The sequence below is a fragment of the uncultured Ruegeria sp. genome (assembly GCF_947504215.1).
Lineage (GTDB): Bacteria > Pseudomonadota > Alphaproteobacteria > Rhodobacterales > Rhodobacteraceae > Ruegeria.
The window spans coordinates 223,810-237,476 of the sequence record NZ_CANNGO010000003.1 but is presented as its reverse complement, the minus strand read 5'-3'; the positions used below and the strand labels follow the sequence as shown (position 1 = coordinate 237,476).

Genomic DNA, 13,667 nt, shown 5'->3' with positions numbered 1-13,667 from the left:
GATATTTTTGACCAGATGAAGTCGCTGGGCCGGAGTCATCCGAGTGCCAGGATTACCAAAACAACCGCGGCACCGGTTACGGCACCAAGAATTGCAGGCAGGATTTTTGAACGAAGGCGCGAATTTTGCGGTTCGTCTTTTTGGGTCTGGGCGATCAGGGCGCTTTCCACCAAGGCAGGCAACCGTGGGCCAAAACGAGCCAGAACCATCGCGGTTTTGCCAAGATCCCTGAGGGCTGCACGTGGTCCGATGGATTGCTTGATGTAATCTTCGACCACTGGGCGCGCCACCTCCCAGATGTTCATATGTGGGTCCAGAGAACGGGCCACACCCTCGACCACAACCATTGTGCGTTGTAGCAGGATCAGCTCGGTTCGGGTTTCCATGCCGAACCGTTCGGTCACTTCGAACAGATAGCTCAGCAGGCGGCCCATCGAGATATGCGTTGCATCCATGCCAAAGATCGGCTCGCCCACCGCGCGCAGGGCGCGGGCGAATTCGTCCACATCTTGATTCGCAGGCACGTAGCCCGCTTCGAAATGCACTTCGGCCACGCGTTTGTAATCGCGGCGGATGAAGCCGAAGAGAATTTCGGCATAGACGCGGCGAGTGTATTCGTCGATATGGCCCATGATGCCGTAGTCATAGGCAATGATGTCCCCGTTGGCGGCGACTTTCAGGTTGCCCTGATGCATATCAGCATGGAAAAACCCGTCGCGTAGCGCGTGCAGAAGAAACAGGCGCAAGACCCGCTCTGCCAGATCGTTACGATTGTGACCTGCGGCGTCCAGCGCATCGTTTTCACCCAGCGGCACACCATCCGCCCAACTGAGCGTCATCACGCGACGGGCGGATAGGGACCAGACAACCGGCGGCAGCCAGAATCCGGAATCGTTTTTTGTGTTGGCGGCGTATTCTGACGCGGCAGAGCTTTCCAGGCGCAGGTCAAGTTCGCCCCGGACTACCCCATCGAAATGCTCGATCACCTCCATGGGTCGCAGGCGTCGGGCGCTGGGCGCAAACAGCTGCACGATCCGGGCGGCGAAATAGAACGCGTCGACGTCTTTGCGGAACGCCCGCTCGATACCGGGGCGCAGGACCTTGACGGCGACGTCTTCACGGGTGCTGACGAGCTTTGCCTTGTGAACCTGTGCAATTGACGCGGCGGCGATGGGTTCACTGAACTCGCTGAAAATCTCGGCCACGGGTTGGCCAAGTTCTTTTTCCACTTCGGCCATCGCCTCGGCTTTGGAGAAAGGGGGCAGCTTATCCTGCAGCACACGCAATTGTTCGGCCAGCTCGTTTCCAACCACATCCGGGCGCGTTGAGAGCACCTGACCGAATTTGATGTACGCAGGACCCAGCGCCGTCAGGGCGCGCGTGGCGGGTGGCATGGCGAGGTCGCCTTTGTAGCCAAGCCATTGGAAGGGTTTGCCCAGCGCGTGGGCCACGAAGCGCAATGAGCGCGGTGCCTCGAACGCGTCAAGAACGACATTCATTGCGCCCGTGCGCTCTAGCGTGGCGCCTGTGCGGATCAGGCGAATGATGTTGTGTGGTCCGCGCATGCGTCAGATCTTCCAGCCGGAATGCAGCGCGGCGATGCCCATGCTGAGGTTGCGATACTTGGCGTTTTCGAACCCGGCGGAGTGGACCATGCCCAGAAACGTGTCCTGATCCGGGAAGTTGCGGATCGATTCCACAAGATACTGATAGCTGTCGTAATCGTTGGCGATTAACTTGCCCATGCGCGGGATGACATTGAAGCTATAGAGGTCATAGAGCTTTTGCAGACCGTCATTCGGCAATTGGCTGAACTCCAGCACCATGAGACGGCCGCCGGGCTTCAGCACACGATAGGCTTCGTTCAGCGCTTCCTGAGGACGGGTCACGTTGCGAATACCAAACGAGATTGTGTAGACGTCAAAGGTGTTGTCTTCGAAGGGGAGGGACATCGCGTCGCCCACCACCCAGTTCAGACTGTCCGACATCTGGTCGGCTTCGGCGCGCTGACGGCCTTCGGTCAACATCGGCTCAGTCAAGTCAAGAACGGTGGCGTGACCGTGCCCCGCACGCTTGAGGAACCGGAACGAAATATCTCCGGTGCCGCCCGCCACATCCAGCAATCGCTGGCCGGGGCGGGGCGCAAGCCAATCCATCATCGCGTCCTTCCAGATGCGGTGGATGCCCATCGACATAACGTCGTTCATCACATCGTACTTCGAGGCGACCGAGTTGAACACGCCCTGCACGCGGCCGGCCTTTTCAGCCTCGCGCACGGTTTCGAACCCGAAATGAGTGGTCTTGTCGCTATTGTCGGACATAAGCCTTGCCGTTTGTCGAATTTCGCCTCTGTTATAGGGCCATAAGGACCGGGCACAATGCGGCCCATTGAATTAGGAGCTCTCAGATGCCCGAATTGCCCGAGGTCGAGACAGTAAGACGCGGCCTGACCCCTGCAATGGAGGGTGTGGTGATTGACAAGGCGGATGTGAATCGCCCCGATTTGCGCTGGCCGTTTCCCGAGCGGATGGCCGACCGGCTGACAGGGCAGCGAGTCGATCGTCTGCGCCGAAGGTCAAAATACATTCTCGCGGATCTCAGCAGCGGGGAAACCTTGCTGGTTCATCTTGGGATGTCTGGGCGCTTGACGGTTTCGGGCGATCCGCTCGGGCAGTTTGCGCACACGCATCCGATGCCCGAAAAACATGACCACGTGGTGTTTCACATGGAAAATGGCGCGCGCATCACTTTTAATGATCCGCGCCGGTTCGGAGCGATGGACTTGTTACAGACCGCGACTGCGGAAAGTCACAAACTGCTATCTGTGCTTGGGCCCGAGCCGCTGGGCAATGATTTCCACGAACAGCATTTGATTGATGGGTTTCGCGATAAGAACACGCCAGTCAAATCCGCGCTTCTGGATCAGGGAATCGTTGCGGGTCTGGGCAACATCTATGTTTGCGAAGCGCTTTTTCGTGCTGGTGTGTCGCCACGTCGTAAAGCTGGTCAAATTTCTTCGCAACGCGTCGCGGCCTTGGTTCCGATCATCCGGAAAGTGTTGCGGGACGCGATCGAGGCGGGCGGGTCGTCCCTGCGAGATTTCAGACAAGCCGATGGAGAACTTGGATATTTTCAGCACAGCTTTGATGTATATGGACGTGAAGGTGAGGCCTGCCGAACCGATGGCTGCGGACGACCAATCAAGAGAATCACCCAGTCGGGTCGCTCATCATTCTATTGTGCGCAATGCCAAAGATAGCTTGATCCAGCGTTTTTGCGTGATAAGGAATCGTATCTGAACGGAACAACTGAAAGCTCGCATCTCATGGCTTTTGAGACGATCATCGTCGAAATCGAAGACCACGTTGCCCTTATCAAGCTCGACAGACCCGATGCGTTGAATGCACTGAACACCCAGTTGATGGGTGAATTGTGCACCGCGTTGGAAGAGGCTGACGAAAATGATAAAGTGCGCTGCATCGTCATCACCGGGTCGGACAAGGCTTTTGCTGCGGGCGCAGACATCAAAGAGATGTCCGAAATGAGCTTTGTCGACGTTTACGGCCAAAACCTGTTTGGCGACGTCAATGATCGTATTTGCGCTATCCGCAAACCGATCATCGCAGCCGTGGCAGGTTACGCGCTGGGCGGAGGATGTGAACTGGCGATGTTGTGCGATTTCATTATCGCCGCCGATACGGCCAAGTTTGGCCAGCCTGAAATCAATCTGGGCGTCATTGCCGGTTTGGGTGGCAGCCAGCGGTTGACCCGGTTTGTTGGTAAATCCAAGTCGATGGACATGAACCTGACCGGCCGTTTTATGGACGCGGAAGAGGCTGACCGTTCGGGTTTGGTCAGCCGGGTTGTGCCCGCTAAGAAGTTGATGGAAGAAGCAATCGGGGCTGCTCAGAAAATTGCTGAGAAATCCCAGCTGTCTGCAATGGCCGCGAAAGAGGCGGTTAACCGCAGCTATGAATTGCCGCTCAGTGAAGGCATGCTGTTCGAGCGTCGCGTATTCCACTCCATGTTCGCGACCGAAGATCAGAAAGAAGGCATGGCCGCATTCCTTGAAAAGCGCGCAGCTCAGTTCCGCGATAAGTAAGTCGCATGACAGTTTGATCGGAACAGGCGGGTCAGGCCCGCCTTTTTCATGGCAGATATGCAGAGTGCAAGAATCGGCTTGGCAAACCCAACAAACTTGGATAACTAGCGCCGCTATGCATGCGCGTGCGGCCCGCTTGGCCCGACTCACACTCGTGATTCCTGATCCGGTGCGGACAAACCCGTGGCGCGCAACCCAGATAACCGTACCGAACAAAGGTCAGATACACACATGGCAAACTCGCCCCAGGCAAAGAAGCGCGCTCGTCAGAACGAAAAGCGTTTCGCAGTAAACAAAGCGCGTCGTTCGCGCATCCGCACCTACCTGCGTAAAGTTGAAGAAGCGATCGCATCCGGCGACAAAGACGCTGCAACCGCAGCTCTGCGTGCAGCGCAGCCCGAGCTGATGCGCGGCGTCACCAAAGGCGTCTTCCACAAGAACACCGCAGCCCGCAAAATGTCGCGTCTGTCGTCGCGCGTCAAAGCTCTGGGTTAAGCCCAGAAAGTGACCTAGGGTCACGTAAGCAAGGCTGAACTATTTTGAAAAGCGTCGCGTGCTGCGGCGCTTTTTTCGTGTTGCCAGAATACCGCGCCTTCCCAAAACCAAGAGATTCTTTCGGCCAAAGACCCGAGTCAATATCAGAGTTTCGTTGCCGCGACCGGGCTGCTCTTGCTACCACTGTTCCAGCGATTCACTCGCTTGGGGGGACAGGCTGTTTCCACTTTCGGACTGACGGGCATCAGGAAGTTTGTGGAACGTTAGTCGTCGACCGGCCTAGGCCGGGCTGCCGATCTGCTAAGGATCACGGGACAACCGCTGATCTTGGCCCTGTCGAAAAATGAGATTGCGACGTGCAACCCGGTTTTCGGGGCACTCCTGTTTTGTGGGGTGTTCAAAAAACGGAAGAACCGAGCTTTCAAGGATTGACCCGCTGAACCCCTGGTTTGGCGACGGTAGACCTTTGTGCGTGTGGGTACATAAACCGGGGAACCGGATCATATTGATAAGGCCGGCAGGCCAATAAGAATGGGATGCGTGAGGCGCTGAATGACACAAGAGAAATGGGGACTACTTCGAAACAAGTTGCTGAAGGCTATTGGTCGGAACAACTTCACCACCTGGATTGAACCTCTGGAGTTTCAGGAGTTGCAGGATGGTGTGGCCGTCTTTTCAGTGCCGACCAATTTCATGGGCAACTATGTCAGCCAGAATTTTGCGGACCTCATTTTATACGAGCTCAACACCTCGGGTGAAACGGTGCAGCGCCTTGCCTTTCGCGTCGCCGCCAACTCACCGGTTCGGCCAACGCAAGTGACCGAATCTTCATCGAAAGCGACCCCGGAGGTAGCTGTTGTGCCGCAAATGGATAACCCACAATCCCCGTTGGATTCATTGCAAGCTGCGCCTCTGGATTCCCGTTTTACTTTCGACAGCTTTGTTGTTGGCAAGCCCAACGAACTGGCCCATGCCGCCGCACGCCGCGTCTCGGAAGGCGGGCCCGTCACCTTCAACCCACTGGTTCTTTATGGCGGTGTTGGGCTGGGTAAGACACATCTGATGCATGCCATTGCGTGGGAACTCAAAACCAAGCATCCCGAGCTGAACGTGCTGTACCTATCCGCCGAACAATTCATGTACCGCTTTGTGCAGGCGCTGCGCGAGCGTCGGATGATGGATTTCAAGCACCTGTTCCGCTCGGTTGACGTGCTGATGGTTGATGACGTCCAATTCATCGCGGGCAAAGATTCGACGCAGGAAGAATTCTTCCATACGTTCAATGCACTGGTGGATCAGAACAAGCAGATCATCATTTCGGCCGACCGTGCGCCGGGCGAGATCAAAGACCTTGAAGATCGTGTAAAGTCGCGTCTGCAATGTGGCTTGGTTGTTGACTTGCACCCAACCGATTATGAACTGCGCCTGGGTATCCTGCAGAACAAGGTGCAGCAATACCGCAGCACCTACCCTGATCTGACCATAACCGACGGCGTGCTGGAGTTCCTCGCGCATCGTATCTCGACCAATGTCCGCGTGCTTGAAGGCGCGCTGACACGTCTGTTTGCATTTGCATCGCTCGTGGGTCGCGAAATCGATATGGAGCTGACGCAGGATTGCCTGGCCGACGTGCTGCGGGCGTCTGAGCGCAAGATCTCAGTCGAAGAGATCCAGCGCAAGGTGTCAGACTACTACAATATCCGCCTGTCAGATATCATCGGGCCCAAACGTTTGCGATCTTACGCCCGCCCGCGTCAGGTCGCGATGTATCTGTGCAAACAATTGACAAGCCGTTCGCTGCCCGAGATTGGCCGCCGGTTCGGCGGGCGTGATCACACCACGGTCATGCACGGCGTCAGACGTATCGAAGAGTTGAAAGTGACAGACGGCCAGATCGCCGAAGATGTGGAAATGCTGCGCCGGTCGCTCGAAGCCTGAGGTAAGTCGCCAAAACCAGTCAGGAACGCCCTGGATTTGATGTCCGGGGCGTTTTCTTGTGCGCAATTGTCCACGGTCGATGCTGAACTGTGACCGGCGCACCACGTGCCTCTTGACGCAATGGGTATTCCGACCCAGAAATCCATAAAAAATCCTTGTGCCTCAGGGCTGAACCGCTAACTTGCCAGTCCCGCCTATTTCGGCACTTAAGTCAGAGGAATTGAGGGTATGAAGATCAGCATCGAACGCGGCACCCTTCTCAAGGCCGTTTCGCAGGCTCAGTCCGTTGTGGAACGCCGCAACACAATTCCGATCCTGGCCAATGTGCTGATCGAGGCCGAAGGCGATACAGCGCAGTTTCGTGCAACAGATCTGGACATCGAAGTTGTCGACAAAGCCCCGGCGCAGGTGGAAAAAGCCGGGGCCACCACGGTTGCCGCAACTACGTTGCACGAGATCGTACGAAAGCTGCCGGATGGCGCCTTGGTGACGCTGACGGCCGACAGCGCCGCGGGCCGATTGACGGTCGAGGCTGGGCGCTCGAATTTCTCGCTGGCAACTTTGCCGAAAGAAGATTTTCCGGTGATGGCATCTTCGGAATATGCATCGAACTTTACCGCATCCGCTGCGCTGTTGCGCCGATTGTTCGACAAATCGAAGTTTGCCATCTCAACCGAAGAAACCCGCTACTATCTGAACGGGGTTTACATGCATATTTCAGATGGATCTGACGGCGGAAAGGTTCTGCGGTGCGTGGCAACAGATGGGCATCGACTGGCGCGCATTGATGCCGACCTGCCGGACGGTGCGGCGGATATGCCGGGTGTGATTGTGCCGCGCAAGACGGTGGGAGAGCTGCGTAAGCTGCTGGAAGATGACGAGATGGACATTGCCGTCTCGGTCAGTGAAACCAAGATTCGCTTTGCAACGCCTGATATTACCTTGACCTCAAAGGTGATCGACGGAACCTTCCCGGATTACACGCGTGTCATTCCACAGGGGAACAACCGGAAGCTGGAAGTTGACGCAGCCGAATTCGCGCAGGCGGTAGACCGAGTTGCGACTGTGTCGTCAGAACGGTCCCGCGCCGTCAAACTGCAGCTTGATGCGGATAAACTTGTCCTGTCAGTGAACGCACCCGACAGCGGTGCTGCTGAAGAAGAGCTTGCTGTGGCCTACGGTGATGAACGGCTGGAAATTGGTTTCAACGCCAAGTACCTGCTGGAAATCGCATCTCAGGTGGATCGGGAAAACGCGGTTTTCATGTTCAATTCGGCAGGTGACCCGACATTGATGCGCGAAGGCAATGATCAGAGTGCGGTTTATGTCGTCATGCCGATGCGCGTCTGATCGCGCTGACGCGCGATGCCTCCGGCGCGAGTATTTTTGAAAAGATGAAGGGAGGGGTCATGGCTTTGGCCCTGACCGAGCTGACAGTCTCGCATTTTCGGTCGCACAAACTGTCACGGCTGTCACTGGATGGGCGGCCTGTGATTATTCATGGGCCGAATGGCGCAGGCAAGACCAATATTCTAGAAGCCGTCTCTCTGTTTTCACCCGGGCGTGGATTGCGCCGGGCCAGCGCTGCCGAAATGACTCGCAGGCCAGAGGCGCTAGGCTGGAAGCTGTCCGGAGTACTGGATTCTCTTGGACATCGGTCGGAAATTGAAACCTGGTCCGAATCTGGCGCGGCGCGGCAGGTTCGGATTGATGACAAAGCCTCCAATCAGATTGAACTCGGCAAGTTGGCGCGCGTTGTCTGGCTGATCCCGTCAATGGACAGGCTGTGGATCGAAGGCGCCGAAGGACGGCGCCGGTTTTTGGACCGGATTGCCCTGAGTTTCGATCCCGCTCATGCCGAAGCGTCGCTGACATATGAAAAGGCTATGCGTGAGCGCAATCGGCTGCTGAAGGACCAGGTACGGGATGGCCATTGGTATGCTGCACTGGAAGGGCAGATGGCCGAAACGGGCTCTCGCATACATGTGGCACGCGAGGCTGCATTGGATCATTTAAGGACTGCGCAGGATCAGGCTGAAACTGCCTTTCCATCAGCTGAGTTGGAGCTTGTTCAGACTGAAGGCACAATGCCGACGACCGAAGACGATCTGCGGGGCGCCTTGGCAGAAAGCCGGTTTCGCGATTTGGCGGCGGGACGGACTTTGGTCGGGCCGCACCGATCGGACCTGTATGCTGTCTTTGCTGCCAAGGGGGTGCCAGCCAAGGATTGCTCGACAGGCGAGCAAAAGGCGTTGCTCGTCTCGCTGATCCTGTCGAACGCGCGGGCCTTGGCAGGGATGGTCGGCGCACCGCCGATCGTCTTGCTGGATGAGGTGGCCGCGCATTTGGACGCGACGCGCAGGGCTGCATTGTATGACGAGATTTGCGCGCTGGGCGCTCAGGCCTGGATGACGGGCACCGGGCCTGAGCTGTTTGCCGAACTGGGCGATCGAGCCCAATCGTTGGTTGTAACCGAAGACGAAGACGGCTCGGTCGTTACGACCTAGGCAGGTTCGCTAACTTTACGTTCCCACAGAAAACCTTGCATGACTTCGTCTACTGGCGTTTGCGCCATATGGTTGACGTAGTTCGACATGGTTTTCTGCGCGAGGCCCAGGATCACATCGAGCACCGCGCGGTGCGTGTAACCCGCGTCAAAGAACGCCTGCAATTCTGCGTCGGTGACGTTTCCACGTTGCTGCATCACCTGTAAGGTAAACGTGCGCAACGCATTCAGTTTGGCGGTGGGCAGAGGTGTCTCGTCACGCAATGCGTTGGTGATATCGTCCGAGACCTTCATCATTTTGGCGATACCGGTATGGGCGGGCACGCAATAGTGGCATTCGTTTTCAACGTTAATGGTCTGCCAGACGACGGTTTTCTCGTCATTGTCGAAATCGGTTTGCAGGAACAGGTGGTGCAGAACCTGATAGCCTTCCAGGTGCTGGGGGCTTTCAGACATGACTTTGTGCAACCCTGGCAGACGCCCGAATGCAGCCTGCGATTTCTCAAGCAGTGGTTTGGACCCGTCCGGGGCGGTTTCGAGGTCATGAGAGGGGAAGTCAGCCATATCGGAACTCCTTTTTTTGGCGCGATGGGGTAGAAATAGGCTTTCTTGAGTGATCGTTCAAGTATATATTTGAGCGAACGTTCAAGAATTGGTGAAACTGATGCCCCGTAAACCCGAATATGATCGAGAGGTCCTGATCGTGCAGGCCCGCGACGTCTTCTGGCGTCAGGGCTGGGCGGGAACATCGCTGAAGGATCTGGAGCGTGAGTTGAAGCTGAACCCGGGCAGTTTCTATGCCGCCTTCGGCTCCAAAGACGCGCTCTATGCTTTGGCACTGGAGCGCTACACACAGGATGGGATTGCCCGACTGACAGCGCTGGCTGACAGTTTAGGACCCAAGGCCGCGCTCATGGCGCAGCCGAAGCGCGTGATCGAAGATACCCTGGCGCCCACCAAAGCCTGCATGCTGGCAAAGACCTATGCCGAATTGCAGGCCAAGGATCATGATCTGGCGCAAAGGGCGGCGGCTTATCTGGATCAGATGAAAGCCTGTTTCGCGAACCTGTTTCGCCGAGCCCAAGCTGCGGGTGAGATAAGCCCCGGACACGATCCTGATCGGCTGGCGGCGCGGTATCAATCCGACCTTTTGGGTCTGCGATTGTCGGCGGAGCGCAGTGACGTGGACGCGCGGGCAATAGCTGCGGATATTGCAGCAGATATCGACCGGCTTTGACGCAACAGGCTTGGGTGGTCATGTTGGATATAAACATTCAATGCCAACACAAAATATTGGGGGATCGCGTGACAATCCCTACCAGAGAACGTATAAGTTCCTAAAATAATATAGGTACTAACGGCATGTCCGAAGACGCACAGGCACCTCAGGAATACGGCGCTGATTCCATCAAAGTTCTCAAAGGCTTAGAGGCGGTTCGTAAGCGCCCCGGCATGTATATCGGGGATACCGATGACGGCTCGGGTCTGCACCACATGGTGTACGAGGTGGTCGACAACGGAATTGACGAGGCGCTGGCCGGTCACGCCGACCATGTGACGGTGAAAATTCATGCTGATTCCAGCGTATCCGTCAGTGACAACGGCCGCGGAATTCCGGTGGATATCCATCCCGAAGAAGGCGTTTCTGCTGCCGAAGTCATCATGACCCAACTGCATGCGGGGGGTAAGTTTGACAGCAATTCGTACAAAGTATCCGGGGGTCTCCATGGAGTTGGGGTATCCGTCGTAAACGCCCTGTCCAATTGGTTGGAACTGCGCGTCTGGCGCAAAGGTAAAGAACATGTGGCACGCTTTGAAGGCGGTGAAACCACGGAACACTTGAAAGTGGTCGGTGACTGCGGAGACCGGACAGGAACCGAGGTACGGTTCCTGGCGTCGACCGATACGTTCTCGAACCTCGAATACTCCTTCGAAACACTGGAAAAACGCCTGCGCGAATTGGCATTCCTGAACTCAGGCGTGCGTATTATCCTGATCGATGAGCGCCCCGCTGAGCGGCTGGAGACGGAGCTGTTCTACGAAGGTGGCGTCAAAGAATTCGTAAAGTACCTGGACCGGTCAAAATCTTCTGCGATGCCAGAGCCAATCTATATCAAGGGCGAGCGTGACGACATCGGCGTCGAAATCGCGATGTGGTGGAATGACAGCTACCATGAGACGGTTCTGCCGTTCACCAACAACATCCCACAGCGCGATGGCGGCACCCATATTGCCGGTTTCCGCGGTGCCTTGACCCGAACGATCAACAACTATGCGCAATCCAGCGGGATCGCGAAAAAAGAGAAAATCAACTTCACCGGTGACGATGCCCGCGAAGGTCTGACTTGCGTGCTGTCGGTAAAGGTTCCGGATCCGAAATTCTCGTCTCAGACCAAAGACAAGCTCGTCAGCTCCGAAGTTCGTCCGGCGGTGGAAAGCATGCTGAATGAGAAACTGGCCGAGTGGTTTGAGGAGAACCCGAACGAAGCCAAGATTATTGTCGGCAAGATCATCGAAGCCGCCTTGGCGCGCGAGGCCGCACGTAAGGCCCGTGAATTGACACGTCGCAAAACGGCCATGGATGTGAATTACCTGGCCGGAAAACTGAAAGACTGTTCGGAAAAAGATCCGTCCAAGACCGAAGTCTTCCTGGTCGAGGGTGACTCGGCCGGGGGATCTGCACAGACGGGCCGTGATCGGCTGACACAAGCCGTTTTGCCCCTGCGCGGTAAGATCTTGAACGTTGAACGCGCACGGTTTGACCGGATGCTGTCGTCACAGGAGATTGGCAACCTCGTGATGGCGCTGGGTACAGGCATTGGCCGCGATGAGTTCAACATCGAAAAGCTGCGCTACCACAAGATCGTCATCATGACCGATGCGGATGTGGACGGCGCGCACATCCGGACACTGTTGTTGACCTTCTTCTACCGCCAGATGCCGGAGCTGATTGAAGGTGGATATCTCTATATTGCCCAGCCGCCGCTTTATAAGGTCTCGCGTGGTAAATCCGAGGTTTATCTCAAAGATCAGGCAGCGCTGGACGACTACCTCATCAACCAAGGCGTCGAAGGCGCCGTGCTGAAGCTTGGTTCGGGTGAGGAAATCATCGGTCAGGATCTGACCAGGGTTGTGGATGAGGCCCGGCAGCTAAAGCGCGTACTGGACGCGTTCCCGACCCACTATCCGCGCCATATTCTGGAACAGGCGGCCGTTGCGGGCGCCTTTGTGCCCGGCGCGGTAGATGCCGATCTTCAAGGTGTAGCGGATAAGGTCGCTGCGCGTCTGGACCTGATCGCATTGGAGTATGAACGCGGCTGGCAAGGTCGCATCACGCAAGATCACGGCATCCGTTTGGCTCGCATTCTGCGCGGCGTCGAAGAAGTGCGCACACTAGACGGCCCGATGCTGCGGTCGGGCGAGGCCCGCAAAACCGGCAGCTTCACCCAAAGCCTGCAAGAGATCTACAACAGCCCTGCCAGCTTGATCCGCCGCGACCGCTTGCAGGCAATACACGGCCCGCTGGACCTGCTGCGTGCCATTCTGGAAGAGGGCGAAAAGGGCCTGTCCCTACAACGCTACAAAGGCCTGGGCGAGATGAACCCCGATCAACTCTGGGAAACCACGCTGGATCCTGACGCGCGGACGCTGTTGCAAGTGCGGGTGAACGATATGGTTGAAGCGGATGACTTGTTCACCAAGCTGATGGGCGACGTGGTCGAACCCCGTCGTGAGTTCATTCAGCAAAACGCATTGAGTGTCGAGAACCTGGACTTCTAAGCTTGTTTGTAGCGCTTCCCACACTGCAAAGAGTTGCTTCGTGCTCATGCGCGCCTCTGACGAAAACGCGCTCGACGGAAGCTCGGCCTCTCGCAGGAGCGCAGCACGATTGATCGACAGGCTCTAAAGAGCGTTCTAGAAAGTGTCTGGCGTCTTTATTCTGTCAGGCGTTGGCATTAATCTGCTCGTTGGCGATTGAACCGAACATAGCCAATGCAGCCGAGAATGTTTATGGCATCTCCCGCCACATCATTTGCAGAACACGCCAAAGATGGCGGTGATGGCAAATGCCCAAAACGGCTGTTCTTTCGTAACTGCGTCTTCCTAAAAAGAAGAGCGGGAAACCGAAGCTTCAGCTTCAATGGCAGGCAACCGATCTCGGTGCCGTCACTTTCGGATGACCCAAATAGCCTCAACTCTGACACCGGAGGGGATCGTTCGGCAGCTGTCGGATGTTGAACTTGGCCTTCGACTTGCCGGTGTTTTCCACCGTGCGGTGCATGTACCAGCGGCACATGTTGACGATCCAGGCATCGAAGATTTGCGTCCGGCAGCTGTTTCCGCACCGCTCGCAACCGCGATTGGCCTCAGTAATCACGGCCACAATGTCAGAATCCCGGTAGCAAAATTGACTGAAAATGAATGATGACGACACGGCAAATTAATATGTTGGCAATCTAGCAATAGTGAAAGTTCATTTCGCATCGCGATGTTCGAGAGAGGCTTATGAGTTTGTCATCAGCATCTCATTGGGTAGGCGAATTCCAGGTTTCAGCAGATATCACGTCCGAGAAAACGAGCCGCTTGAGTTGGCTTGATGGATTTTGGCCTTATCTGCTGCGCAGA

Annotated in this window: 11 protein-coding genes; 8 read left to right on the top strand and 3 right to left on the bottom strand. The window is 56.3% G+C overall.

The window, feature by feature from the left end; genetic code table 11:
* Positions 1-35: 35 nt before the first annotated feature.
* Both ubiB and ubiE read right to left on the bottom strand, forming a co-directional pair.
* The gene (ubiB, locus tag Q1B21_RS08315) at positions 36-1,565 is read right to left on the bottom strand and encodes a 2-polyprenylphenol 6-hydroxylase (RefSeq protein ID WP_299888222.1); all 1,530 of its coding nucleotides are present in this window, start codon (positions 1,563-1,565) and stop codon (positions 36-38) included.
* Positions 1,566-1,568: 3 nt separating this feature from the next.
* On the bottom strand, positions 1,569-2,321 hold the full coding sequence (gene ubiE / locus Q1B21_RS08310) for a bifunctional demethylmenaquinone methyltransferase/2-methoxy-6-polyprenyl-1,4-benzoquinol methylase UbiE (protein WP_299888219.1): 753 nt from the start codon (positions 2,319-2,321) through the stop codon (positions 1,569-1,571).
* Positions 2,322-2,407: 86 nt separating this feature from the next.
* Here ubiE and mutM point away from each other — a divergent pair, with 86 nt between their 5' ends.
* From mutM to recF, 6 genes are all read left to right on the top strand, one after another.
* Complete coding sequence (gene mutM / locus Q1B21_RS08305) at positions 2,408-3,259, top strand: bifunctional DNA-formamidopyrimidine glycosylase/DNA-(apurinic or apyrimidinic site) lyase (protein ID WP_298936401.1); 852 nt, start codon at positions 2,408-2,410, stop codon at positions 3,257-3,259.
* A gap of 66 nt (positions 3,260-3,325) precedes the next feature.
* On the top strand, positions 3,326-4,102 hold the full coding sequence (locus tag Q1B21_RS08300) for an enoyl-CoA hydratase (RefSeq protein WP_299888214.1): 777 nt from the start codon (positions 3,326-3,328) through the stop codon (positions 4,100-4,102).
* A 231-nt stretch (positions 4,103-4,333) separates the two neighbouring features.
* A complete protein-coding gene (gene rpsT / locus Q1B21_RS08295; protein WP_170575014.1) occupies positions 4,334-4,597 on the top strand; it encodes a 30S ribosomal protein S20 in 264 nt (87 codons plus the stop codon).
* Between the two features lie 552 nt (positions 4,598-5,149).
* Positions 5,150-6,535 (top strand): chromosomal replication initiator protein DnaA, encoded by a 1,386-nt coding sequence (gene dnaA, locus Q1B21_RS08290; protein ID WP_298936399.1) that lies wholly within the window; start codon positions 5,150-5,152, stop codon positions 6,533-6,535.
* A gap of 228 nt (positions 6,536-6,763) precedes the next feature.
* Entirely contained in the window at positions 6,764-7,885 is a 1,122-nt protein-coding gene (gene dnaN, locus Q1B21_RS08285) for a DNA polymerase III subunit beta (protein ID WP_299888210.1), read from the top strand.
* Positions 7,886-7,944: 59 nt separating this feature from the next.
* Entirely contained in the window at positions 7,945-9,042 is a 1,098-nt protein-coding gene (gene recF / locus Q1B21_RS08280) for a DNA replication/repair protein RecF (RefSeq protein ID WP_299888207.1), read from the top strand.
* On the opposite strand, the gene Q1B21_RS08275 is transcribed toward recF, so the two are convergent.
* Entirely contained in the window at positions 9,039-9,605 is a 567-nt protein-coding gene (locus Q1B21_RS08275; RefSeq protein ID WP_299888204.1) for a carboxymuconolactone decarboxylase family protein, read from the bottom strand. The genes recF and Q1B21_RS08275 overlap by 4 nt on opposite strands.
* A 100-nt stretch (positions 9,606-9,705) precedes the next feature.
* On the opposite strand from Q1B21_RS08275, the gene Q1B21_RS08270 reads away from it, so the two are divergent.
* On the top strand, positions 9,706-10,278 hold the full coding sequence (locus Q1B21_RS08270; protein WP_299888201.1) for a TetR/AcrR family transcriptional regulator: 573 nt from the start codon (positions 9,706-9,708) through the stop codon (positions 10,276-10,278).
* A 125-nt stretch (positions 10,279-10,403) separates the two neighbouring features.
* Positions 10,404-12,821, top strand: a complete 2,418-nt coding sequence (gene gyrB, locus Q1B21_RS08265) for a DNA topoisomerase (ATP-hydrolyzing) subunit B (protein WP_299888198.1) — start codon at positions 10,404-10,406, stop codon at positions 12,819-12,821.
* The last annotated feature ends 846 nt before the right edge of the window (positions 12,822-13,667 follow it).